The sequence below is a fragment of the Amycolatopsis sp. cmx-11-32 genome (assembly GCF_047608695.1).
In the GTDB taxonomy this organism is placed as follows: Bacteria; Actinomycetota; Actinomycetes; order Mycobacteriales; family Pseudonocardiaceae; genus Amycolatopsis.
In genome coordinates this window covers 39,180-61,005 of record NZ_JADNQN010000013.1, presented here as the reverse complement: position 1 = coordinate 61,005, position 21,826 = coordinate 39,180, and the positions used below count along the sequence as shown (strand labels likewise).

Sequence of the window (21,826 nt, the reverse complement as noted above, 5' to 3'; positions counted from 1 at the left end):
TCGGGATCGGCGTCACCCGTGGTGGGTCGCGACGCAGAACTCGTTGCCCTCCGGATCGGCAAGCACCGTCCAGGCCAGGCCCGGCACCTTCTGCTCGTCCAGCTTCTTCGCACCCAATCCGATCAGGCGTTCCACCTCCTTTTCGCCATCGTCGGTACCGAAGTCCACGTGGACCCGGTTCTTGCCCGCGCGCGGCTCCGGCACGCGCTGGAACCCGAAGACGGGTCCGTTCTCCACCTGGGAGCGCAGGATCACGAACTCTCCGCCGTGGTCCTGGTCCACTTCCACTCCGAGCGCCTGCGTCCAGAACGCCGCGAGGCCGCGCGGATCCACGCAGTCGATCGTGATCATGCCCAGCTTGATGCCCATCCCCGAACGCTAGCGGCACCCACCGACAAAACCGGGCACCCGCGATAACCGGTTGAACCTGCCAGGGGTGGGGTGACTACGCTGCGCAGAACGTCTAAGCGCGTAATTCCAGCGAGGAGCCCAGAAGTGATCACCAGGATGTCGTCGTTGTTCCTTCGCACTCTGCGTGAGGATCCGGCGGACGCCGAGGTACCGAGCCACCGGCTCCTGGTACGCGCCGGCTACGTCCGCCGAGTCGCCCCGGGCGGCTACTCCTGGCTGCCGCTGGGCCTGCGGGTGCTGCGCCGGATCGAGAACGTCGTGCGCGAGGAGATGAACGCTTTCGGCGCGCAGGAGATCCAGTTCCCCGCGTTGCTGCCGAGGGAGCCTTACGAGGCCACCGGCCGTTGGACCGAGTACGGCGACGCCCTGTTCCGCCTCAAGGACCGCAAGGGCGCCGACTACCTCCTCGGCCCGACGCACGAAGAGCTTTTCGCGCTCACCGTGAAGGGTGAATACAACTCGTACAAGGACTACCCGGTCGTCCTGTACCAAATCCAGACCAAGTACCGCGACGAGGCGCGCCCCCGCGCGGGCATCCTGCGCGGCCGCGAGTTCGTCATGAAGGATTCCTACTCCTTCGACCTCGACGACGAGGGCTTGGCGAAGTCGTACGACCTGCACCGTCAGGCCTACACGAAGCTGTTCGACCGCCTCGGCATCGAGTACGTCGTCGTCAAGGCCACCTCCGGCGCGATGGGCGGCTCGGCCTCCGAAGAGTTCCTCGCCGTCGCCGAGACGGGTGAGGACACCTACGTCCGCAGCACCGAATCGGGTTACGCGGCCAACGTCGAAGCGGTCACCACGCCCGCTCCCGAGGCCAAGCCGATCGAGGGCCTGCCCGAGGCGAAGACCCACCACACGCCGAACACGCCGACCATCGAGTCGCTGGTCGCGTTCTTGAACGCCGCCGACCTCGGCCGCACCTTCACCGCCGCGGACACGCTCAAGAACGTTTTGGTCAAGACGCGCCGGCCGGGCGCGAAGGAGTGGGACCTGCTGGCCATCGGTCTCCCCGGTGACCGCGAGGTCGACACGAAGCGCCTCGAAGCCTCGCTCGTGCCCGCCGAGTTCGAACTGCTCGAAGAAGCGGACTTCAAGAAGAACCCCTTCCTCGTCAAGGGCTACATCGGCCCGAAGGCACTGAAGGACAACGGCGTCCGCTACCTGCTCGACCCGCGCGTCGTCGAAGGCACCGCCTGGGTCACCGGCGCCGACGAGCGCGACCACCACGTGGTCGACCTGGTCGCGGGCCGTGACTTCACCGGCGACGGCACGATCGAGGCCGCCGAGGTCCGCGAAGGCGACACTTCACCCGACGGCAAGGGCACCCTGGTCGCCGCGCGCGGTATCGAGATCGGGCACATCTTCCAGCTGGGCCGCAAGTACGCGGACGCGTTCGAGCTGGACGCCCTGGGCCCGGACTCCAAGCCCATCCGCATCACCATGGGTTCCTACGGCCTCGGCATCTCGCGGCTGGTCGGCGTGCTCGCCGAGCAGAACCACGACGACCTCGGCATCATCTGGCCGCGCGAGGTCGCGCCGTTCGACGTGCACGTCGTCATCGCGGGCAAGGACGAGACGGTCTCCGCGGGCGCGGAGAAGCTCGCCGCCGAACTGGACGCCGCCGGGATCGAGGTCGTCCTCGACGACCGCAAGGCCTCCCCTGGCGTGAAGTTCGCGGACGCCGAACTCGTCGGCGTCCCGACCATCCTGGTGGTCGGGCGCGGACTGGCGAACGGCGTCGTCGAGGTCAAGGACCGCCGCACCGGCGACCGCGAGGAGATCGCCGTCGACGCGGTCGTGGAGCACCTGGTCAAGCTCGTCCGCTCGTAATGGGCCTGTTCGGCGAGAAGCGCGGGGACGAACCGGGCTATGAGGACAAAGAGGCGCTGAGCGGGTTCGGGGGCTATCAGCCCTCGGACTCGCCCGGCTACACGCCGTCGCCCGAGCTCAACGCTCCTGTCCAACCCACCCCCGAGCCGCAGAAGTCGGCGAAGCAGCCGATGTCGCGAAGCGGCGAAGGGCCATGTACGGCCTCTTCGCCACGCTCGGCGTCATCGCGGTCGCCGCACTGGCGAACAACGGCTCGGATCGGTCATCGAGCGGCAGCACGCCGACTACCCGGACCCCGGTCGTCTACACGCCTTCGCCTCGGGTCGTCGCTCCGCCGGTGACCGAAGGCTGGCAGTCGGTGGCCGGGGCGGACGGCCAGGTCGCCTACGACGTCCCGCCGAACTGGGCGCCGAAACCGGGCACTGTCCACGGCTGGGAGAAGAGCGCTCTCGTCCCCGGCATCAGCATGTTCTCCAGCGCCTTCGTCGGCGAGGGCTACTGCCCGGCGGTCAAGGGCAGCCGGATCGGGGGCAGCGGCCTGACGACCGTGAAGCTCCCCGACGCGCCGGCCGCGGCGGCCAAAGCGCTGAACGACCTCGCGGTGAGCGCGTACAACCCTGACGACGGCCCGCTGTCCGCCAAGATCCTCGCGGAACCCGCGCAGGCGGCGGAGTTCACGCTGGGCACCGGCAAGAAGGTCCCCGCGAGCATCGTCGTCGCGGAGGTGACCCTCGCGCAGACCGGCCCCTGCGTCCCAAAGCGCGCTCTGGTCGGCGTACAGGCGGTGGACATGGGAGACGCGTCCGCTGCCCTGCTCGTCTATTCGGATTCCGACGAACAGGGCAGCGCGGACCGCGAGCTGATCCTGAAGATCCTCAAGACCTACCGGGGCGTTCCGGAAGCCGACCGCAAGACCATCACGCCGCCGCCTTCGACGCTGCGCTGAGGCCTCTTGCCGGACCTGGCGAGTTTGGCCAGCCGCAGCAGTCCGGTGTTCGGCAGGTAGGCCCGGCCGAGCGCGATCCCGATCCGCGGCAGATCCGCCTCGTCGCGGAACGCCAGGTACAGCGGGACGTGACGCGGCTGGAACTTCGCCTTGAACGCGTGCAGCGAACGGAATCCGTAGAACGGTTCCATCATCGTGCCGAGCGCGTCCAGGACGCGTTCGACGGCGTGCGCGGGTTCGCCGGAGCCCGCCAGCGGAGCGCCGGACAGCGACACGAACTTCGCGCCCTCCTCGCGGAAAGCGAGGCACGACGAAGCGATCAGGAACTCCATCGAGGGACGGAAACCGTCAGCGCGCTTGCGCATGACGTCGAGCGTCCAGCCTCCGACGGCGCCGGCACCGGTGTAGACCGGCAGCCACGACGTCACGCCGTGTACCACGCCGTCGGCGTCCACCGCCAGACCGACGCGGGTCTCCGGGTCCATCGCCTCGTCGACCCCGCCGAGCGTGAAACCCATTTCCGGCATGCCCTTGTCGCTGATCCACTCCTCGGAGATCGCGCGGACCTGCGAGATCACCGAACGAGGCTGATCGGCGAGCCGGACAAGCCGGAACTCGATCCCGTCCTTCTTGGCGCGGTTGAGCGCGGTCCGCACGTCCTGCCAGCGCTTGCCGCGGAACTCCAGCGTTTCCAGTTCGATCAGGGTGTCCTCGGCGACCTGGACCTGCTTCCAGCCGAGTTCCGTGGTCTTGGCGGTGGTGCTCCCGGTGGCGGAGAACAGGCACGGCACGAGCCCGGTGTTCTCGCACATCGTGATGAACTCGGTGATCGTCCGGTCACCGGCGCCGTCCGGGGCGATCGGGTCACCGAGGGCGATGGCGACACCCGCGTGCCGACGGTAGGCGAGGTAGGACTTGCCGTCCGCGGTCACGAAGTACGAGTTCTGCGGCCATGTCGTCATCCACGAGAGCGTGCTTCCGCCGTGACGGCTGAGCAGCGTGCGGGCCAGCGCGGGGTTGCCCATCCGGCCGAGACGGCGGCGCTTCCGTCGTGACGGCACGCGGAAGGCCCCTCGCGAGGCGATCAGGAGTGCGAACTCCACCGTCCACAGCAGATTGTCCACGAAGAACAGCGGCGGGTCCGAAAGCCCGGTGTCCTCACCGAGGACCTCGGCCAGCGCGAGCACCCCGCCGTAGGCCATCACCTGCAGGATGACGAACGAGGTCAGGATCATCGCGCACCACCAGGCGACCTGGTTGCCCTTGCGCAGGCCGTTCATGATCGGCATCACGATCAGGCACAGGATGACGACTTCCCAGGTGGACAGCGAAAGTTCCTCGGACGAACCGAAGGGACCGTTGCCCGGCACGAAGGACATCACCAGTTCGGCGACCGTCAGCACCAGCAGACCGGCCATGGCGTAGAACCGCCACTCGCGCAGGCTCGGCCGCCGTTCGCGGGTGGAGTCCGTCGAACCGAGGAACCGGCGCCCGAACGGCAGGGCCAGCACGAGGGCGAAGAAGTGCACGAGGTCGGCGAGCGTGCCGACGAAGATGATCGCGATCCCGGCGTAAACGCACAATCCGGCACGCAACCGCAGTCGCCACGGCGGGCGCAGGGTGGCGCTGGCGACCGCGACCGCGGCGAGCGCGCCCCCGGAAAACCCGACGTCGAGGCTGCCGGCGACCCGTTCCGCCCACTCCCAGCCGGAGTTGCGGCTCAAGGCGAGGAACTGGACCGCGACCAGCACGCTGACGAACTGGCCGCCGATGGTGACGGCCATCGCCCGGCGGGTGCCGAGGCGCCATTCCGCGAACCCGGCGAACAAGGCGAAGCTGAGCACCATCGGCAGGTAGTACAGCGGGACGACCGCGAACAGCGGTCCGGTCAGCAACGTCCACCACCGGCCTGATTCGAGCGACGGCAACCCATAGGCGATGTACGGGTACACCGCGCGATCCTCGGCGGCGGACCAGAGCGCGCCCGTGGCCAAGGCGAGCGCGAGCATGGTCACCGTGACGAGGGTGGTGAAAGGCAGCCGGTGCCTCAGCACCGTGGCGATCTTGTGCGTCCGGCCCGGCGCGGCCGTCCCGCTTCCCCCTGTTGGCATGGACATCAAGGTAGGCGGTGGAGCCGGTCCGACACATCCGGCACGGGACCCATTTTTCCCTTAGGGGTGTGCTACTCCCGGCGGATGCTCTCACCCATCTTGAGGACGACGTCCCTGGCTACCGCACCGGGGATCTCCTGGTCCGCGAGTACCAGAAGGACGTGGTAGCGGCCGGAGCCGGGCAGAGCGCGAAGGGGGAGGGCGATCGCGGTGATCGCGACCGACGGCGCCGGGCACCGTCCGTTCGCGGTGGGGAGGACGGTGGTGGTCACGGCGGTGGCGATCACGCCGCCTTCGAGGACGGTCACCGGCCCGGACGTGCCGATTTCGGTCTTCGGGCCCTGTCCGCCGCCGATGGAGCCATACGCGGCTTCGGCCCATCGCAGGGTCGTTTCCTCCGCCGCCTGGGCGATGCCGCCGACCTCGCCCTCGTCGATGGTGGTGATCCCCGCCATCGCCCGCGCCGAGAGTTCGGAGCCCTGGCAGAAGTCGCGGCGGTACCTGGCGACGCCCTGCAAGGTGACGAGGTCGCCCGCCGGTGTCTCGAATCCGATGGCGACGTCGGGTTTTTCGGTCTTCCAGTCCGGCGGGACGTCGAAAACGAGCGGGTGATCGTCGGACAGCACCGGTTGCCAGCCCGCGATCATCGGTTTGATCCGGGTGGGCAGCACCGGATCGGGCAGGACGAGGTCCTCGGCGGACGGCGGCGGGGCCGTGGTCTTGACCTGGTAGGTGGCCGTCGTGCCGACAACGAGGAGGACGGCCAGCCCGATGACACCCAGCGCCGGCAGGAGGCGAGGGCGACGGCGCGGCGGGACGGCGTCCAGGACGGCCGGAAGCGGCCTTGTCTGTTCGGCTTCGGTTTCGAGCGGTTGCCCGGTGAGCGGATCGACGGACCACAGTCGCGGTTCGTCGGGTCGCGCACCGGGGCCGGTCATTGCTGTGGCCTCAGACTCGCGAGGATCTTTTGCGCGTCCGCCTCGGGCAGCGCGTCGGGTGTGCCCTGGTCGAAGGCCATGACGAAGCAGATGGTCTGGTCGCCGGATTTGAACGCGGCCGAGGTGACCTTCACGCTCGGTGCCCGGCACTCCTCGGTCTCGGCCGGGGTGAAGGTCCCGGTCGAACTGATCCCCTGGATCGAGCCGCTCGCGATCGGGACCTGCTTGATGTCGGGCAGCGGGACGTCGGACTTGCCTGTCGCGGACTGGATCCAGAGCCGGACAGCGCCCCTGGCGGCGTTCTCGACCGGGATCTGGTCCGCGGTGGCGAAGCCGACGACGCCGCGGTTCGAACCCCGGGCAGTCGGGCAGGCGCCGAGTTTGTACGTCGACGCCTCGTGGATGACCATCTTGAACTCGCCCTCGTTGTAGCCGACGACCTGGCCGGGCTTGGTCTCCCAACCGGTCGCGGGCAGGTCGTAGGCCGTTTTGTCCTTGGCTGACAGGATCCCCTGCCAGCCGGGTGTCGTCGAGGGGACTTTGTTGTCCTTGAGGGCTCCGCTGCTCGCGGGTGGCGGTTTCGACGCCGAGGACGACGGCGGCGCCGGTGCGGAGGAAGCAGGTGGAGCGGCCTGGGGCTGCGGATCGTCGCCGTCACGCAGGACGAAGAACAGTGTGGCACCGACGGCGATGACCACGACCAGCGCCCCGAAGCCGATCCAGAGGCCCTTCTTGCCCTTCTTCGGTGGTTCCGGCGCGAAACCCTGATAGGTCTGCTGCGGGAACTGCTGGAAGTACTGCTGCTGGGGATCCTGCGGGTACTGGCCGTACTGAAGCGGATTCTGCGGCGGATATCCCTGCTGCGGGGGTTGCTGCTGGTGGGGCTGCTGCGGGTGCTCCGGCCAGCCGTTGCCGCCTGGGTATGCCATGGAGCGAGCTTAGTTGGCGTTCCCGAGCACGGCCGCACGTACCGCTGCCAGGTCGGAGAGGTCTCCGAGCACGGTGTGCGCGCCCGCGTCGGCCAGTTCCTCCGCGCTGAACCGCCCTGTCGCCACGGCCACCGCGACGGCGCCGTTGTCGAGTGCGGCCCGCACGTCGTCCGGGGTGTCGCCGATGACGACGACCGACGTTGGCGCGAAGTCGGTGCCGTGCTTCTTCGAGGCGTGGCCGACGGCGGCGGGTACCAGGTCGGGCCGGTGCGCCGAGAGCGAGCCGTAGCCGCCGATCTCGAAGTCGACGTGTTCGTGCAGGTCGAACGCGGTCAGCTTGTGCACGGAGATCTCCGGCAGGTTCCCGGTGACCAGCGTCTGGACGATGCCGCCGTGCGTGGCGAAGTCGTTCAGCGCGTCTTTGGCGCCCGGGAGCGCCCGGCCGTTCGCGGACAACGTCGGGGCGTGGCTCTCGGAGACCGCGACCAGTGCGAGCCAGAGCTTGCGGACGTTCTCTTCGGTGGGCTCAACACCGTGCGAGGACAGGATGTCCGCGCTGATGGCGCGTTCGGTGCGGCCGCCGAAACTCGGCAGTCGCCGCAGTTCGACGCCCGCGACCTCGGCGAGCGCGGTCGTGTACCAGGCGGCGCCGACACCACGCAGGTCCACGAGGGTCTGGTCGATGTCCCACAGCACGAGCCGGTGCGGAGTAGTCACGCGGCCGACGGTACCGGGAAGCTTATTCAACGTCTGTTGACTTCTGCTGGGCCGGCGCCTACCGCGGCAGGACGGTCAAGTCGACCCTGAGCCGTCGCCGTGGCCGCGCCGCCGGGGCCGCTCCAAGCGGCCGCGAACGGAATCGCGTCCCACGGCGGAGGTCAGGTCTCGTGGCGGGTGACCACTCCCGAAGAAGGCCGGAAACTGTTGGAGGACAAAGAGGTCTACGGCGTCCTCGAACTCCCGTCGACGGTCGTGGTACTCCGGGGCGGTGAACCCGTCCGGCGCGCAGATCGCGCCGCTCGCGCTGAGTGCGCTGGCGTGGGTCGGCTGCCTGGCCACGAGCGCCGTGCTGATCCTGGCCGGATTCCTGAAGCTGTGGGATTCCTCGCTCCCGCTCGGCCGGGACGTCCTCGACTTCCGTTTCCTGGCCTCGACCGGCTTCGTCGCCTTGCAGACCGGTCTGCGGTGCTTGCTCGGCGTCCGCGCGATGGCGATCCTCGGCTCGCTCTGCCTCGTCGTACCCGCCGTCGCCGGGCAGGTGCCGGAACTGCTGAACGCCGCGTACCGCGTAATGCTGTGGTCCTGGACGCCGTTCCGGTTCTCCGTCGAAGGTCTCCGAAGCCTGTGCAGGGCGTGTCCGGCGCGCCGGACGTCAAGACCGGGGCCTGGGTGCTCGCCGGACTGCTCGCGGCCGGGCTGGTGCTCGCGCTGTGGCCGGGCCGGTCAGCCCTCCAGTAGACTGAAACGGACACGCCGGACCGGGTTGTCCACGTTGGTGTCCACTAGGCAGACCGACTGCCAGGTGCCCAGTGTCATCACGCCACCGAGCACCGGGATCGTCGCGTACGGCGGCAACAGCGCGGGCAGGACGTGGTCACGGCCGTGACCGGGACTGCCGTGCCGGTGCTTCCAGCGGTCGTCGCGGGGGAGCAGGTCGTCGAGCGCCTTGAGCAGGTCTTCGTCGCTGCCCGCGCCGGTTTCGAGGATCGCCAGCCCGGACGTCGCGTGCGGGACGAAGACGTGCAGGATCCCGTCCTCGGCGTCCGCGTCGCGCAGGAAGGTCTCGGCGTCCCTGGTCAGGTCGTGCACCACGGCCACGCTGCCGGTGCGCACCTCGATCTCCGTGGAGTACATGCTCTTCACGGTAGTACCCCGAGGCGCGCGACGTAGTGCCAGACGCGTTTCAGGGCTTGCGGGTCTTGGTGGACGGCGTCGCCGAGGACGCGCGGGGCGAGGTAGCCGTCTCCCGCCAGCGCCAGACCGAGTTCGACGAATTCGGGGCCTCGGTACTCGGGATCTCGTTCGAGTTCTTCGGTGGACAGGCGGAAACACGGATGCCATTCGACCGGACAGCCCAGCCGGTGTGCGGCCTTTTCGACGCCGGTGCCGCGCTGACTCGGGTCGAGCACGAAGGCCTCGACGTAGTCGTCGAGCAGGTCCGCGTCGTTTTGCTCGGCCAGTGCGATCAGTGCGGAAAATGGCCGGAGCCGAACCTCGGCGCACCGCCGACCGCGCGGCGCCGAAAATCGAGTGCCCCGTATTTCGGCCGTTCGACGGGCGACGCGGCGTCGTAGGCGCCGCCGAATATCCGGTTCTCCCAGAACCAGCGATCTGCGCCCGGGTGCGCGGTCGGCCCTCCGTTGCTCGTCCCGGTCTCGAACTGGTTGCGGTAGAACCCGTCCTCGGCCATCGCTGCCAAGCGCGGGCGTCCATCCACTGTGGATCGAGCGGGGTGGAAGTGCGGCGTCACCGGTAGCCCGGTCTCGTGTCCGCCGCGTGCTTTCGCCGCGACGTATGCGAGGGCCCGGGAGTTCATCACCCGAGTATCAGGTGTGGCGCCGGGCGAGGGCGACCAGATATCGCACCGGGTCGTCGGTCGGGTTGACGTAGGCGCACGGCCGAGGTGTGCCGAGCTGGAGGCAGTCGCCCGCGTCGAGTTCGTGCTCGACGTCGCCCTCACGGAACCGCAGATGGCCGTCCAGTACCCAGATCTGGTGGTGGGTCAGCGCGTAGGTGTGGGCGGGGAAGGAAACCTCGGCGCCCGCGGGCAGTACGACCTCGACCAGTTCCAGCGGCCCGCCGAGCGACGGGGAGACGGCACGGCGCACGTACCCGGTGTCCGGGTCGGTCCACGTGGGCTGATCGGCCACGCGCGCGAGCCGTCGGTCGCCGTGTTCGGCGCGCGCGACCAGCTCGGACAACGTCATCCCGAGCGCGGCCGAAAGCCTGCTGAGCAGGACGGCCGTCGGCTGCGCCTCGCCACGTTCGATCTTGCCGATCATCGCCCTGGACACGCCGGACAGCTCGGCGAGGGCATTGGCCGAGAGGTTTTGGTCGAGCCTCGCGGACTGGAGCGTCGCGGCGAGCGACGCGGACAAGGGATCCGACATGCTGCACACTATAGTGGCAGTCATGGTTACTATGGTGATCAGGGAAGCGAAGGAAGACGACGCGGCGGCGTGCGCGGAGATCTACGCGCCATACGTCACCGACACGGCGATCTCGTTCGAGACCGAGCCGCCCAAGCCGGACGAGATGGCCGAGCGCATCGCCAAGGCGCAGCGGTCACACGCGTGGCTCGTGCTCGAAGACGACGAAGGCCGCGTCGCCGGCTACGCCTACGGAGGCCCGTTCAGCGGCCGTCCTTCCTATCGCTGGTCTTGTGAGGTCAGTGTCTATCTGGAGTCGGGCCGACGGCGGACGGGCGGCGGCCGCGCCCTCTATCAGGCGCTGCTGGACAGGCTGGCGTCACGCGGATTCCGGAACTTCTGCGCGGGAATGGTGCTGCCGAACGACGCGAGCGCCGGGCTGCACACGGCGATGGGGTTCGAGCCGGTGGGGACCTACAAGCGGATCGGGTACAAACACGGGGCTTGGCGGGATGTCGCTTGGATGCAGTTGTGCCTGCCGGAAGAGGGCGGGGTGCCGGTGGAGCCGCGGTAGGGAATAAAGTCGTCCGGCCTCGGGACTGTGTGGATTGCGGGTCATCCAACGCAACGAAATCCACGCAGTCCTGCGAGACCGTCCCTGTCACGGCCGGTTTCAGAGGGGTGTACTCGACCTGGATCCACCGGTGTCGTGCGGTATTCGGGCGTGCAAATGCGCTCTGGGTTTGCAAGATTGTTCTTGCGACGGACATCGGTCCGCCTAGTGCGCAGGAGGCGGTATCGCCGGCATCGCCGAGGACGCCTGGAGCGACACCGCCCACCGGCATCCGATTTCCGATCTCGGGCAAGTGATCCACACGCCTCTCGCTCGACGAAACCCTGCCCACTCCTTCCTGGCTCTGCAGGTGCATGGTGTTACGCCTCGGTGTTCCGGTGGGGTCGAGGTAAGCCGGTGCGATGAACTCCGGGAGCCCGTCCTGGGCCATCCGGACTTTCCACTCGCTCTTGAGCCTCGTGAGTGTTCAGGTCGCTAGAACGGACTGGTGCTTGCCTACCTGCGCCGGACCAGCGTGGGTTGACGATGTAGGTCTTGGCCTTGATCCTCCGAAGATCAAGCTCATGCCACCCCAGGCGCAGCCGAGTCGGGACCACCGTCCTGGTACAAAACCGCAAGAGACACCCGGGCCCCGCCACTGATCCCGTCCACGAACACGCCAACCATCGCCCCTGCGGCGAACAGAAACGCTCTCACGGACATTCGGCACCCGACCATCCACGACCGTAAACTCACCGAAGTGACAGTGATCCTGGTGACCGGCATGTCCGGCACGGGTAAATCGACCGCCCTGAACGCCCTGGCGCGCAAGGGCTTCTGCACCGTCGACACCGACACCGGCGACTGGATCGCCGAAGACCAAGACGTGGAACGCCACTGGCGTCCCGACCGCATCGACGCCCTCATCACCGAACACGAACGCTCCGGAGAACCGCTCTTCATCGCCGGAACCGTCTGGAATCAACAGGACTTCTACCCGCGCTTCGACCATATCGTGCTGCTCAGCGCGCCGATCGACGTCATCCTGGACCGCCTCGCGACCCGTGACACCAACGACTTCGGCAAAGACCCCGGAGAACGCCAACGTGTCGTCGCCGACACCGAAGAGATCGAACCGCTCTTGCGCGAGTCCGCCACCGTCGAGATCGACACGGGACAACCCCTCGCCGATGTCGTCGCGAAACTGGAAAACCTGCGCTAAGACTCCAGGTACCGCAGCACCGCCAGCACCCGCCGGTTGTCTCCTTCGGACTGAGGCAGCGCCAGCTTCCCGAAGATGCTCGACACGTACTTCTCCACCGAGCCCGCCGAAAGGAACAGTGCCGCCGCGATGGCCGAGTTCGACCGCCCCTCGGCCATCAGGCCCAGCACTTCCCGTTCCCGCGGGGTCAGCCCGGCGAGCGCGTCCGTCTTCCGCGTGGCGCTGAAGAGCTGCCTGACCACCTCCGGGTCGAGCACGGTCTCGCCCTCGGCGACCCGCCGAAGCGCGTCGAGGAAGTCCGACACCTCCGCGACGCGGTCCTTCAGCAGGTAGCCGACGCCGCCCGCGCGGTCGGCCAGGAGTTCCGTCGCGTACTGCGTCTCGACGTACTGTGAGAACAGCAGGATCGCGCAGCCCGGCAGTTCCGCGCGCAGCGCGATCGACGCGCGCAGGCCTTCGTCGGTGTGCGTCGGCGGCATTCGGATATCCACAATGGACACGTCCGGCCGGTGGGCGCGAACAGCTTCGCACAGGCTGTCGCCGTCGGCGACGGCCGCGACGACCTCGTGCCCCCGAAGGTTCAGCAGTTCGACCAGTCCCGCCCGCAGGATGGCCGAATCCTCCGCGATCACGACGCGCACGCCGCCCCCCGTGTTCTATGTCCGTAGTGGAATCTCCGCGCTGATCACCGTAGGCCCTCCTGGAGGACTGTCGATGTCGAGCCCGCCGTCGACGGTCGCGAGCCGTTCGGCGATCCCGGCGAGCCCGCCCCCGCGTTCCAGCCGGGCCCCGCCTCCGCCGCCGTCTCGCACCATGAGCCGCAAGCCGTCACCAAAGATACCCACGTCGACCTCGATCGCGGCCGAAGTGTGTTTGGCGGCATTGGTCAGCAGCTCGGCGACGGTGAAGTAGGCGATGGTCTCGATCGACGGCGACGGCCTGTTCGGCAGGTCCACGGTGATCCGTGCGTCGATATCCGAGCCGGCGGCCAAAGTGGACAGTGCGACGTCGAGACCGGCGTCGAGCGCGGCGGGGTGAATGCCGCGGGCGAGGTCGCGCAGTTCGACGAGCGCCTGTTTCGCATTGGCGTGCGCGGCGGTGACCAGAGCGGTGACCTGGGCGACATCGGCGCCGTCCGAGGCGAGTTCGTCCTTCGCGATGCCGAGCTTCATCGCCAGCGCGACCAGCTGGGCCTGCGCGCCGTCGTGCAGATCGCGTTCGATCCGGCGCAGCCGCCGCGTCGCGTCGTCGACGGCGGTCGCCCGGCTGCGTTCGAGGTCGCGTACGCGCTTGGAGAGGTCTTCGGCGCCGAGGACCCCGCGCACCAGCAGGCGGTCGAGTTCGGTCAGGCCGTGGACCGCCCACGGCATCGCCAGCAGCACGGCCAGCCCGGTGACGGCGAGCGGAAGGGTGAGGGGCCAGGTGTCTACGCGGAGGTCGAACGTCGGCATGGCGTCACCGTCGAGGGTGAACCAGAACAGCGGATAGGTCAGCGTGCTCACGGCGTACACGAGCAGGGTCGCGACCAGGAGCATTTCACCCGTCGCGAGCGGCAGCCGGATCACCAGGTAGGCGATCGACCGCCAGCCGATCGGATCGCCGATCTTGCTCTTGATCCCGTTCCACAGCCCTGGCCGCAGCTCGGGTCTCGCCGGCGGGGTGACGGTCGTTCCGAGCAGGGCATGAGCCAGGCGGATATGCGTGGCGCCGATCAGCCGCGCGCCCGCCAGGACGCCGATGAGCACCGGGAGACCGATGGTGAGCAGGCTCAGGCCGATCCCGAGGACCAGCCCGACGACGACGAGCGCGAAGAACACCAGCGTCATCGGCGCGCCGATGACCACCCACGCCAGCTCCGCCCAGTACGCGCGGTTCAGCTGTGCGCTGAGGACGCGTCCAAGATGGCCGAGGCGGGTGGTCACGGCTTCAGCCTGCCGTGACCACCCGCCTCGCGCCCATCCAGGTTTCCCTAGTCTTCGCGGGTTTCGTCCGCCTGCGCCCGCTGGGACGCCTCGCGCATCTCGATGACGTCTGTCAGCCAGTCGCCGGTCTCGCGGGCGATGTCCCGGATCGCGCCGGTGATGATCGTCGCGATGTTGCCGATGTGGGTGGCCGCCGACTCGGTGACCTCTTGGACCACGTCCTTGGTGCTTTCGAACTGACCGACCATGTCAGACACCTTAAGCCGCTCGGAGGGTCTTGTCGCTCTCCACGGTAGCGGGAGTGCTGGGTTCACCGTTCCATGGCATGGCCAGTTTCACGATCTTCTTGGCCACCGAGAACAGCTGCTTGTGCAGGGGCCCGGTGTGGTACGGCAGGCCGTACTTCTCGCAGATCACCCGCACCTCGCCCGCGATCTCCGGGTACCGGCGCGCCGGGATGTCCGGGAAGAGGTGATGCTCGATCTGGTGCGAGAGGTTCCCGGTCATGAGGTGGAAGAGCTTGCCGCCGGTGATGTTCGCCGAACCGAGGATCTGCCGCAGGTACCACTGGCCCCGCGACTCGTTCTCGGTCTCCTCCTCGGTGAAGCTCTCGACGTCGGCGGGGAAGTGCCCGCAGAAGATGATCGAGAACGCCCACAGGTTGCGGGTCAGGTTCGCGGTCGCGTTGCCGAGGAAGGTCAGTGGCGCGAGCGGACCGGTCAGCAGCGGGAAGAGCACGTAGTCCTTGCCGACCTGGCGACCGGCCTTCTTGAGCATCTTCAGGCCGACCTCCTTGTTGTCCGACCATTTGCGCTCGCCTTTGACGACGCGGTCGAACTCGAGGTCGTGCAGCATGACGCCCCACTGGAAGAACAGCGCGAGCAGCGTCGCGTACATCGGGTTGCCCAGGTAGTACGGATTCCACTTCTGCGCCGGGTCGATCCGCAGGACGCCGTAGCCGATGTCGCGGTCCTTGTCGAGGATGTTCGTGTAGGTGTGGTGGATGTAGTTGTGGGAGTGGCGCCAGTTCTCGGACGGCGCGACGGTGTCCCATTCGAATTTCTGCGAGCTCAGCGCCGGGTCGCGCGTCCAGTCGTACTGGCCGTGCATGACGTTGTGGCCGATCTCCATGTTGTCGAGGATCTTCGCCACGGAAAGCGCGGTCACGCCGGCGATCCACGCGGGCGGGAAGAACCCGGCGAACAGCAGCCCGCGGCCGGCGACCTCGAGCGCGCGCTGCGTCTTGATGACGTTGTGGATGTAGTCGACGTCCACCTGGCCGAGATCGGCGACGATCCGCTGCCGGATCTCGTCCAGTTCGCGGCCGAAGCTTTCGATCTGAGCCGGGGTGAGTTTGTCCTGCAAGCCGGTCATGAGCAGGTCCTTTCTAAGCGTTGATCTCGACGTCCCCGACCGGGACGGAGATGCAGAGCTGGATCTCTTCGTTCTCTTCGCTGGAGGTCTCGCCGGTCTTGGCGTTGCGCACGCAGCCCGAGGTCTTGATCTGCGTGCAGGAGAAACAGATGCCCATCCGGCAGCCGTGTTCCGGGCTGAGCCCGGCTTCTTCGGCCTGCTCCAGCAACGGTTTCCCGGAGTTCTCGAACTCGCGGCCGCTGCGCGCGAACCGGACCTGTCCTTCGGCGTTCTCGGTGTCGAAGGTGAGTGCCGGTGGCGTGAACTCCTCGGTGTGCAGATGTGCACCGAGGCCGTCGGCCTCGAACGCCTCGCGGACCGAATCCATCAGCGGCTTCGGGCCGCACAGGAAGGTCTCGGCGTCGGGATACCACGGCGCGGCCTCCGCGAGGTGTTCTTTCGAGAAGAACCCGTGCAAATCGCCGCCGCTTTTCACGTGGGTGAACGCGTGTACCACCCGCAGGCCGGGGAGACGGCGGGCGAGGTCGCCGAGTTCGGCGCGGTAGAGCGTGTCCTCGGCGGTGTTCGAGTAGTGCAGGAAGGCGACGTCGCCTTCGTACTTCTCGTCCGCCAGGGTGCGCAGCATCGACAGGACGGGCGTGATCCCGCTCCCGCCGCTCAGCAGCAGGATCCGTCGCGGCCTCGGCGATGGCAGGGTGAACTCGCCGTCCGGAGTGGACAGTCCGAGCACGGAACCGGTGGTGACCGTGTGGTTCAGGTGCCGTGAGACGAGGCCCTGCGGGTCGGCCTTGATGGTCAGTTCCAGTGTGCCGTCGTGCTCCGAACCGGCGGGCGAGTAGCAGCGGGTCCGGTGGACGCCGTCGATCTCGACGGTCACCCGCACGTACTGGCCCGCGACGTGTCCGCGCCAGGCCCGGCTCGGCCGGATGGTCAGCGTGACCGTGTCGGGCGTCTGCCGCCGGACCCCGGTCACCAGGCCGCGGATTTCGCGGCGGACCAGCATCGGGTCGACGAGTTCGAGGTAACGGTCCATTCCGTGGGGCGTGAGCAGGGCCTCGGCCAGCGAGGCCAGCCGCCTGGCCCTGCGCGGTACCAGTGCCGTCATCACTTCTCCCGAATTCAGTGAACGCTTGTACACTGAACAGTGAAGTAGCGATGGTCGCGCTTGTCAACGCGAGCGGAGGGCGATGTGACATGGGTGATAGTGCGGAGGCGATTACGCTGTCCGTCGTGACAACGGAGCCCGTTTCCCGGCAGGAGCGCAAACAGCGCACGCGGCAGGCCCTGCTGGACGCCGCCCTGGATCTGGTGGCGGAACGCGGGTTCTCCGGGCTGAGCCTGCGTGAGGTGGCGAAACAGGCCGGGATCGTGCCGACGGCGTTCTATCGCCATTTCGCCTCGATGGACGAACTGGGCGTCGCACTCGTGGAAGAGTCGATGCGCACTTTGCGCACGATGATCCGCTCCGCGCGCACCAGGCCCGCCGCGTACAACGACATGATCCGGATGTCCGTGCGCATCCTGCGCGAGCATGTGCGTGCGCACGAGGACCACTTCCACTTCCTGACCCGCGAGCGCTACGGCGGCACCGGACCGGTCCGGCAGGCGATCGGGTTCGAGCTCAAGCTTTTCGTCAGCGAACTCGCCGTCGACCTGGCTCGTTTCGAGAATCTCCGAGAGTGGGCGACGGAGGATCTGCATCTGCTGGCCGACCTGATCGTGACGACCATGCTCACGACGGTGCTGGAGTTGCTCGAAACACCTTCGCGTGACGGCGAGATCGTGCGCACGGCCGAACGGCGGCTGCGGTTGATCTTTCTGGGGGTGCCGAACTGGCGCAGCGTTCCGTGACGGGCTGAAAGCGTCCTTCGCCGCATGACACGCGGTGAAGGACGCTTTCGTCGCATCAGATGAGGGGAAAGTCCCCTTCGGCCCGGCCCCTTATGACGTCGCACACCTGGATCGATGGCTGGATCGATCGTGATGAGCGATGTCACGGAAAGATGCCGTCCGGATACGTTCAGCCAGGAAAGTTGTCGGTCGGACGTGGTAAACAATGCGAGTTCGTGTGGTCCTCTCCAGTGAGGAGGTCGCCTGTGGCGGCAGAAAACGAGCAGCTCACGGTCGGTGTGGTCCGGGAAACCGGACTAGGCGAACGCCGCGTCGCGCTGGTACCGAAGCTCGTCGAGCGCGTCTCCGGACGCGGACTGCGGGTGGTGGTCGAGCCCGGTGCGGGCGCCGGCGCACTGCTCGCCGACGTTGTCTTCGAGCAGGCGGGCGCGGTGATCGGCGATCCGTGGGATGCCGACATCGTGGTGAAGGTGGCGCCTCCGAGCGCGGCCGAAGTCGCGAAGCTCAAGCAGGGCACCATCCTCATCGGCTTCCTGAATCCACGGGCCGATCCGGACGGGATAGCGGCGCTGGAGTCGGCGGGCGTCCGCGCCTTCGCCGTCGAGGCGATCCCCCGGATCTCTCGCGCGCAGGCGATGGACGCGTTGTCGTCACAGAGCAGTGTCGCGGGCTATCGCGCGGTTCTGCTGGCCGCGGAGAAGCTCACCCGCTTCTTCCCGATGCTCACCACCGCGGCCGGAACCGTGCCGCCGGCGAAGGTGCTCGTGCTCGGCGCGGGTGTCGCCGGGCTGCAGGCCTTGGCCACGGCGAAACGGCTCGGCGCGCAGACCACCGGCTACGACGTCCGGCCCGAGGTCGGTGAACAGGTGAAATCGATCGGCGCGAAATTCCTCGCCCTCGGCATCGAGGCGGTCGGTGAAGGCGGGTATGCCCGCGAGCTGACCGAGGAGGAAAAGGCCGAGCAGCAACGCAGGCTCACCGAGGCGATCACGAGGTTCGACGTCGTGATCACCACCGCGCTCGTCCCGGGCCGCAAGGCGCCGATCCTCGTCACCGCCGACGCGGTGAAGGGGATGCCCGCCGGTGGTGTCGTGGTCGACCTCGCCGGTGAGTCCGGCGGCAACTGTGAACTGACGAGACCGGGCGAGGAGATCGTCGAGCACGACGTCACCATCTGCTCGCCGCTCAATCTCGCCGCGGAGATGCCCGCGCATTCCAGCGAGCTGTACGCGCGCAACGTCACCGAACTGCTGGAACTGCTCGTCGACAAGGAAGGCAAGCTCGCGCTCGACTTCTCCGACGAGATCGTCGCCGGGGCCTGTGTGGCCGGCGCGGCTCCGGTCGCCGCGGCGGAAGAAGGGGGCGAGTGATGCTCGTAGGCAGCCTGGCGATCCTCGTACTCGCCGGATTCGTGGGTTTCACCGTCATTTCGAAGGTGCCCAACACCCTGCACACCCCGCTCATGTCGGGGACCAACGCCATTCACGGCATCGTCCTGCTCGGCGGGCTGATCGTGCTCGGTCTCGGGGTGGACGGCGTACTGAACAAGATCCTGCTGGTGATCGCGATCGCCTTCGGCACGATCAACGTGGTCGGCGGCTTCCTCGTCACCGACCGGATGCTTTCGATGTTCAAGGCGAAGAAGCCGGAAGACGGTGGTGACAAGTGACGACCTTCATCGCCGTCCTCTACATCATTTCCTTCGCACTGTTCATCTACGGCCTGATGGGACTGACCGGTCCGCGTACCGCGGTGCGCGGTAACTGGATCGCCGCCGTCGGCATGGGCATCGCGGTGATCGCGACGCTTTTGACGCCCGGCATGAGCAACTGGCTCTTGATCGCCCTCGGCGTCGCGATCGGTGTCGCCGTCGGCGTGCCGTCCGCGCGCAAGGTCAAGATGACCGCGATGCCGCAGATGGTGGCGCTGTTCAACGGCGTCGGCGGTGGGGCGGTCGCCCTGATCGCCTGGGTCGAGTTCCGCACCACGGAGGGCTACGCGCACGAGCCCGCGTATGTCGCGATCGCGTCGCTCTTCGCCGCGATCGTCGGCTCGGTGTCCTTCTGGGGCTCGAACATCGCGTTCGGGAAACTGCAGGAACTCATCTCCGGCCGTCCGATCACCTTGGGCAAACTGCAGCAGCCGGTGAACGCGCTGGTCCTGATCGCCGCGATCGTCTTGGCGGTCGTCATCGCCACCGGCGGCGACGCCGAACTGCTGATGATCGGCCTGCTGGTCGCGGCAGGCGTGCTCGGCGTGGTGGTCGTGCTGCCGATCGGCGGCGCGGACATGCCGGTCGTCATCTCCCTGCTGAACGCGCTCACCGGTCTGTCGGCGGCGGCCATGGGGCTCGCGCTCGACAACACCGCGCTGATCGTGGCGGGCATGATCGTCGGCGCGTCGGGTTCGATCCTGACGAACCTGATGGCGAAGGCGATGAACCGGTCGATCCCGGCCATCGTCGCCGGTGGGTTCGGTGGCGGCACGGCGGTCGCGAGCGGGAAGTCCGGCGAGGTCCGGCCGGTCCGCAGCACCAGCGCGTCCGACACCGCGATCCAGATGGCGTACGCGAACAAGGTCGTGGTCGTGCCCGGTTACGGCATGGCCGTCGCGCAGGCGCAGCACGTGGTCCGCGAGATGGCGAAGCTACTGGAGGCCAAGGGGATCACGGTCGAATACGCGATCCACCCGGTCGCGGGCCGGATGCCGGGGCATATGAACGTGCTCCTCGCCGAGGCCGACGTCCCGTACGAGCAGCTCAAGGAAATGGACGAGATCAACTCCGAGTTCGCCCAGACCGACGTCGCGCTGGTGATCGGCGCGAACGACGTCACGAACCCGGCCGCGGAGACCGATCCGGGCTCGCCCATCTACGGGATGCCGATCCTCAAGGTGAACCACAGCCGGTCGGTGATCGTGCTCAAACGCTCGATGAGTTCGGGCTTCGCCGGCATCGACAACGAACTCTTCTACGATGCGAAGACCAGCATGCTCTTCGGCGACGCCAAGTCGTCGGTTGGCGAGATCGTGGAGGAACTCAAAGCACTGTGACCGGCCCTTCGGAAGTCGTCGCCTCGTTCGGCGGCCCGGCCGACAACCTCGCGTTCGACGAAGCTCTCCTGCGCGCCGCACCGGAGGCGCCGGTCCTGTGGATCTGGCGCAACACCGACTGTGTGGTCGTAGGGCGGGGGCAGAAGATCGAACGCGAGGTCAAGGCCGACGTCTGTGCGAGCGACGGCGTCCCGGTGCTGCGCCGGGCCAGCGGCGGCGGCACGGTGTTCCACGATCCCGGCAATCTCAACATCACCCTCGTCCTGCCCGGTCAGACGAACAGGCCACTGGAGGCGCTCGGTGCACTGATGACCGCGACGGTGGCCGGACTCGGGCTGCCGTCGCGGCTCGGTGATCGGGGACTGTTCGTCGGTGACTCGAAGCTATGCGGTTTCGCCGTGTTCCGGACGAGAACGGGCTTGCTCGCGCATTCGACCCTGCTCGTTTCCACCGCGGCCGAGCGGGTCGGCCGGTACCTCACCGCGGCACCGGCGGACTCCCGCCCGCTCGACTCGCACCGGAGCCAGGTCGCGTCCCTCGCCGACCATGGCCTGCGCAAAGGTGTTGCCGAAGTCACGGCCGCGGTCCGCGCGACGGCGGCCGCGCAACTGGGTGAACTCACCACCCGGAAGCCCTCGGCGGCGGAGCGGGAGTGGCACCGCTCGCTCCAGCACACGCGGTACGGATATCCCGAATGGCATTCCGAGGGGGCTCAGCGAGCGTTTCGTGAGTGGTAAGGGGCCTGACACAAATGGGCCCCATTCGCTTGATTACGCGAATGGGGCCCATTTGTCTTTTCGAGGAATTACTTTTCCTTGGCCGAGAAGGTGACGACGGGCACCTTACGGGCGGCCCGGCTGGTCTTCTTCGGCTCGGCGGCCTTCGGGGCGGTCTTGGTGGCCGTCGTCTTCGCGGCGGTGGTGGTCTTGGCCGCCGTCTTCGGAGCGGCCTTCGCGGCAGTCGTCTTCGCCGCCGCCTTCACCGGAGTCTTGGTCGCGGCGGTCGCTTTCGCGCGCCCAGCCGGAGCCTTGGCCGAGGTGGCCTTCGTCGTGCCGGCAGCCGCCTTTGCCTTGGCCGCGGTGGCTTTCGCCGTGCTCCGGGTGGAGGTCTTCGCCTCCGCCTTGGGCGCGGCCGCTGTCTTGGGCGCGGCCTTGGCGGCGGCGGGCTTGCGGCCTGCGACGTCCTTCGCGGCGGGCTTGCGACCCGGCTTCGCGGCCGTCTTCGCCTCTGCCTTGGCGGCTGTCGCCGCGGTCTTCGGGGTCGACTTCGCCACCCGTGCGCCCTTGGGACGCTGCACGACCCGCGGACGGAGTTTCCGTCCGCCGATCCGGCGGCCGTTCTCCACGAAAGCACGCAGGATTTCCCGGAGTGCGGCGGCATTGTCGGCCGAAAGGTCGATGTCGTAGGCGATTCCGTCCAAACCGAAAGCGACCGTTTCTTCGGCCGCCTCGCCGGTCAAATCGTCCAGCAAATGCACAGCAGTGTTCCTGGCCATGAAAAAACCTCCCGCGCTCGATCGTTCTACTGCGTAACCGGCACGGTGCAACCTGAACCCGCGGCTGATGACTCACGCAGCGACACGAGGATAGCGGCAGG

The 21,826-nt window shown here is 67.9% G+C and carries 24 protein-coding genes and 1 pseudogene; 10 read left to right on the top strand and 15 right to left on the bottom strand.

From position 1 onward, the window contains the following. Positions 1-12: 12 nt before the first annotated feature. Complete coding sequence (locus tag ACM6LR_RS31195) at positions 13-369, bottom strand: VOC family protein (RefSeq protein ID WP_414940764.1); 357 nt, start codon at positions 367-369, stop codon at positions 13-15. Between the two features lie 126 nt (positions 370-495). Between ACM6LR_RS31195 and ACM6LR_RS31190 the strand changes: the two genes are divergently transcribed. Both ACM6LR_RS31190 and ACM6LR_RS31185 read left to right on the top strand, forming a co-directional pair. After that, positions 496-2,244 carry a proline--tRNA ligase gene (locus ACM6LR_RS31190; protein WP_414940763.1) on the top strand — a complete coding sequence of 583 codons (1,749 nt, stop codon included), beginning with the start codon at positions 496-498 and terminating at the stop codon, positions 2,242-2,244. Between the two features lie 193 nt (positions 2,245-2,437). After that, positions 2,438-3,190 (top strand): hypothetical protein, encoded by a 753-nt coding sequence (locus ACM6LR_RS31185; protein ID WP_414945077.1) that lies wholly within the window; start codon positions 2,438-2,440, stop codon positions 3,188-3,190. Here ACM6LR_RS31185 and ACM6LR_RS31180 read toward each other — a convergent pair. From ACM6LR_RS31180 to ACM6LR_RS31165, 4 genes are all read right to left on the bottom strand, one after another. Beyond that, positions 3,127-5,301, bottom strand: a complete 2,175-nt coding sequence (locus tag ACM6LR_RS31180; RefSeq protein WP_414940761.1) for a bifunctional lysylphosphatidylglycerol flippase/synthetase MprF — start codon at positions 5,299-5,301, stop codon at positions 3,127-3,129. The two genes, ACM6LR_RS31185 and ACM6LR_RS31180, sit on opposite strands and share 64 nt — an antisense overlap. A gap of 71 nt (positions 5,302-5,372) precedes the next feature. Continuing rightward, a complete protein-coding gene (locus tag ACM6LR_RS31175) occupies positions 5,373-6,239 on the bottom strand; it encodes a hypothetical protein (RefSeq protein ID WP_414945076.1) in 867 nt (288 codons plus the stop codon). Further along, entirely contained in the window at positions 6,236-7,168 is a 933-nt protein-coding gene (locus ACM6LR_RS31170; protein ID WP_414940759.1) for a hypothetical protein, read from the bottom strand. Before ACM6LR_RS31170 ends, ACM6LR_RS31175 begins: the two co-directional genes overlap by 4 nt. Before the next feature lie 9 nt (positions 7,169-7,177). Next, positions 7,178-7,864 carry an HAD hydrolase-like protein gene (locus tag ACM6LR_RS31165; RefSeq protein WP_414945135.1) on the bottom strand — a complete coding sequence of 229 codons (687 nt, stop codon included), beginning with the start codon at positions 7,862-7,864 and terminating at the stop codon, positions 7,178-7,180. Positions 7,865-7,978: 114 nt separating this feature from the next. Between ACM6LR_RS31165 and ACM6LR_RS31160 the strand changes: the two are divergent. Continuing rightward, positions 7,979-8,626: pseudogene (locus ACM6LR_RS31160) on the top strand (ABC transporter permease); the annotation flags it as partial. On the opposite strand, the gene ACM6LR_RS31155 reads toward ACM6LR_RS31160, so the two are convergent. From ACM6LR_RS31155 to ACM6LR_RS31140, 4 genes are read right to left on the bottom strand one after another with little or no spacing between them, the layout of a single operon-like run. Continuing rightward, a complete protein-coding gene (locus ACM6LR_RS31155) occupies positions 8,612-9,022 on the bottom strand; it encodes a secondary thiamine-phosphate synthase enzyme YjbQ (RefSeq protein WP_414940758.1) in 411 nt (136 codons plus the stop codon). The pseudogene ACM6LR_RS31160 and the gene ACM6LR_RS31155 sit on opposite strands and share 15 nt — an antisense overlap. Positions 9,023-9,027: 5 nt before the next feature. Then, complete coding sequence (locus ACM6LR_RS31150; protein WP_414940757.1) at positions 9,028-9,297, bottom strand: hypothetical protein; 270 nt, start codon at positions 9,295-9,297, stop codon at positions 9,028-9,030. A gap of 56 nt (positions 9,298-9,353) precedes the next feature. Then, the gene (locus ACM6LR_RS31145) at positions 9,354-9,704 is read right to left on the bottom strand and encodes a DUF3626 domain-containing protein (RefSeq protein WP_414940756.1); all 351 of its coding nucleotides are present in this window, start codon (positions 9,702-9,704) and stop codon (positions 9,354-9,356) included. Positions 9,705-9,714: 10 nt separating this feature from the next. Next, a complete protein-coding gene (locus tag ACM6LR_RS31140; RefSeq protein ID WP_414940755.1) occupies positions 9,715-10,278 on the bottom strand; it encodes a helix-turn-helix domain-containing protein in 564 nt (187 codons plus the stop codon). 22 nt (positions 10,279-10,300) lie between these two features. On the opposite strand from ACM6LR_RS31140, the gene ACM6LR_RS31135 reads away from it, so the two are divergent. Together ACM6LR_RS31135 and ACM6LR_RS31130 are read left to right on the top strand one after the other, a co-directional pair. After that, positions 10,301-10,831: a GNAT family N-acetyltransferase gene (locus ACM6LR_RS31135; RefSeq protein ID WP_414940754.1), complete on the top strand. Its 531-nt coding sequence runs from the start codon at positions 10,301-10,303 to the stop codon at positions 10,829-10,831. Positions 10,832-11,570: 739 nt separating this feature from the next. Further along, complete coding sequence (locus ACM6LR_RS31130; RefSeq protein ID WP_414940753.1) at positions 11,571-12,032, top strand: AAA family ATPase; 462 nt, start codon at positions 11,571-11,573, stop codon at positions 12,030-12,032. On the opposite strand, the gene ACM6LR_RS31125 is transcribed toward ACM6LR_RS31130, so the two are convergent. From ACM6LR_RS31125 to ACM6LR_RS31105, 5 genes are read right to left on the bottom strand one after another with little or no spacing between them, the layout of a single operon-like run. Further along, positions 12,029-12,673: a response regulator gene (locus tag ACM6LR_RS31125; protein ID WP_414940752.1), complete on the bottom strand. Its 645-nt coding sequence runs from the start codon at positions 12,671-12,673 to the stop codon at positions 12,029-12,031. The two genes, ACM6LR_RS31130 and ACM6LR_RS31125, sit on opposite strands and share 4 nt — an antisense overlap. A 15-nt stretch (positions 12,674-12,688) precedes the next feature. Continuing rightward, positions 12,689-13,954, bottom strand: coding sequence for a sensor histidine kinase (locus ACM6LR_RS31120; RefSeq protein WP_414945075.1), 1,266 nt, complete (start codon positions 13,952-13,954; stop codon positions 12,689-12,691). Between the two features lie 47 nt (positions 13,955-14,001). Next, positions 14,002-14,202, bottom strand: coding sequence for a hypothetical protein (locus tag ACM6LR_RS31115; protein WP_093934750.1), 201 nt, complete (start codon positions 14,200-14,202; stop codon positions 14,002-14,004). 10 nt (positions 14,203-14,212) lie between these two features. After that, complete coding sequence (locus tag ACM6LR_RS31110; RefSeq protein ID WP_414945074.1) at positions 14,213-15,328, bottom strand: fatty acid desaturase family protein; 1,116 nt, start codon at positions 15,326-15,328, stop codon at positions 14,213-14,215. Positions 15,329-15,341: 13 nt separating this feature from the next. Further along, the gene (locus ACM6LR_RS31105) at positions 15,342-16,433 is read right to left on the bottom strand and encodes a ferredoxin reductase (RefSeq protein WP_414940749.1); all 1,092 of its coding nucleotides are present in this window, start codon (positions 16,431-16,433) and stop codon (positions 15,342-15,344) included. Between the two features lie 89 nt (positions 16,434-16,522). On the opposite strand from ACM6LR_RS31105, the gene ACM6LR_RS31100 reads away from it, so the two are divergent. From ACM6LR_RS31100 to ACM6LR_RS31080, 5 genes are all read left to right on the top strand, one after another. Continuing rightward, on the top strand, positions 16,523-17,179 hold the full coding sequence (locus tag ACM6LR_RS31100; RefSeq protein WP_414940748.1) for a TetR family transcriptional regulator: 657 nt from the start codon (positions 16,523-16,525) through the stop codon (positions 17,177-17,179). Between the two features lie 245 nt (positions 17,180-17,424). Further along, positions 17,425-18,549 (top strand): Re/Si-specific NAD(P)(+) transhydrogenase subunit alpha, encoded by a 1,125-nt coding sequence (locus ACM6LR_RS31095; RefSeq protein ID WP_414940747.1) that lies wholly within the window; start codon positions 17,425-17,427, stop codon positions 18,547-18,549. Then, positions 18,549-18,848 carry an NAD(P) transhydrogenase subunit alpha gene (locus ACM6LR_RS31090; protein WP_007032801.1) on the top strand — a complete coding sequence of 100 codons (300 nt, stop codon included), beginning with the start codon at positions 18,549-18,551 and terminating at the stop codon, positions 18,846-18,848. The genes ACM6LR_RS31095 and ACM6LR_RS31090 overlap by 1 nt, the downstream gene beginning before the upstream one ends. Beyond that, entirely contained in the window at positions 18,845-20,230 is a 1,386-nt protein-coding gene (locus ACM6LR_RS31085) for an NAD(P)(+) transhydrogenase (Re/Si-specific) subunit beta (RefSeq protein WP_414940746.1), read from the top strand. Before ACM6LR_RS31090 ends, ACM6LR_RS31085 begins: the two co-directional genes overlap by 4 nt. Continuing rightward, complete coding sequence (locus ACM6LR_RS31080) at positions 20,227-20,967, top strand: biotin/lipoate A/B protein ligase family protein (protein ID WP_414940745.1); 741 nt, start codon at positions 20,227-20,229, stop codon at positions 20,965-20,967. The genes ACM6LR_RS31085 and ACM6LR_RS31080 overlap by 4 nt, the downstream gene beginning before the upstream one ends. Positions 20,968-21,035: 68 nt before the next feature. Here the strand turns inward: ACM6LR_RS31080 and ACM6LR_RS31075 are convergent, their stop codons facing one another. After that, positions 21,036-21,725 carry a histone-like nucleoid-structuring protein Lsr2 gene (locus tag ACM6LR_RS31075; RefSeq protein WP_414940744.1) on the bottom strand — a complete coding sequence of 230 codons (690 nt, stop codon included), beginning with the start codon at positions 21,723-21,725 and terminating at the stop codon, positions 21,036-21,038. Between the last annotated feature and the right edge of the window lie 101 nt (positions 21,726-21,826).

Excerpts from the sequence above, each read along its gene's own strand:
- ACM6LR_RS31195 (WP_414940764.1), bottom strand. The coding sequence starts at position 369 with ATGGGCATCAAGCTGGGCATGATCACGATCGACTGCGTGGATCCGCGC.
- ACM6LR_RS31185 (WP_414945077.1), top strand. The coding sequence starts at position 2,438 with ATGTACGGCCTCTTCGCCACGCTCGGCGTCATCGCGGTCGCCGCACTG.
- ACM6LR_RS31180 (WP_414940761.1), bottom strand. The coding sequence starts at position 5,301 with ATGCCAACAGGGGGAAGCGGGACGGCCGCGCCGGGCCGGACGCACAAG.
- ACM6LR_RS31175 (WP_414945076.1), bottom strand. The coding sequence starts at position 6,239 with ATGACCGGCCCCGGTGCGCGACCCGACGAACCGCGACTGTGGTCCGTC.
- ACM6LR_RS31170 (WP_414940759.1), bottom strand. The coding sequence starts at position 7,168 with ATGGCATACCCAGGCGGCAACGGCTGGCCGGAGCACCCGCAGCAGCCC.
- ACM6LR_RS31155 (WP_414940758.1), bottom strand. The coding sequence starts at position 9,022 with ATGTACTCCACGGAGATCGAGGTGCGCACCGGCAGCGTGGCCGTGGTG.
- ACM6LR_RS31145 (WP_414940756.1), bottom strand. The coding sequence starts at position 9,704 with ATGAACTCCCGGGCCCTCGCATACGTCGCGGCGAAAGCACGCGGCGGA.
- ACM6LR_RS31140 (WP_414940755.1), bottom strand. The coding sequence starts at position 10,278 with ATGTCGGATCCCTTGTCCGCGTCGCTCGCCGCGACGCTCCAGTCCGCG.
- ACM6LR_RS31135 (WP_414940754.1), top strand. The coding sequence starts at position 10,301 with ATGGTTACTATGGTGATCAGGGAAGCGAAGGAAGACGACGCGGCGGCG.
- ACM6LR_RS31115 (WP_093934750.1), bottom strand. The coding sequence starts at position 14,202 with ATGGTCGGTCAGTTCGAAAGCACCAAGGACGTGGTCCAAGAGGTCACC.
- ACM6LR_RS31110 (WP_414945074.1), bottom strand. The coding sequence starts at position 15,328 with ATGACCGGCTTGCAGGACAAACTCACCCCGGCTCAGATCGAAAGCTTC.
- ACM6LR_RS31105 (WP_414940749.1), bottom strand. The coding sequence starts at position 16,433 with ATGACGGCACTGGTACCGCGCAGGGCCAGGCGGCTGGCCTCGCTGGCC.
- ACM6LR_RS31100 (WP_414940748.1), top strand. The coding sequence starts at position 16,523 with ATGGGTGATAGTGCGGAGGCGATTACGCTGTCCGTCGTGACAACGGAG.
- ACM6LR_RS31090 (WP_007032801.1), top strand. The coding sequence starts at position 18,549 with ATGCTCGTAGGCAGCCTGGCGATCCTCGTACTCGCCGGATTCGTGGGT.
- ACM6LR_RS31075 (WP_414940744.1), bottom strand. The coding sequence starts at position 21,725 with ATGGCCAGGAACACTGCTGTGCATTTGCTGGACGATTTGACCGGCGAG.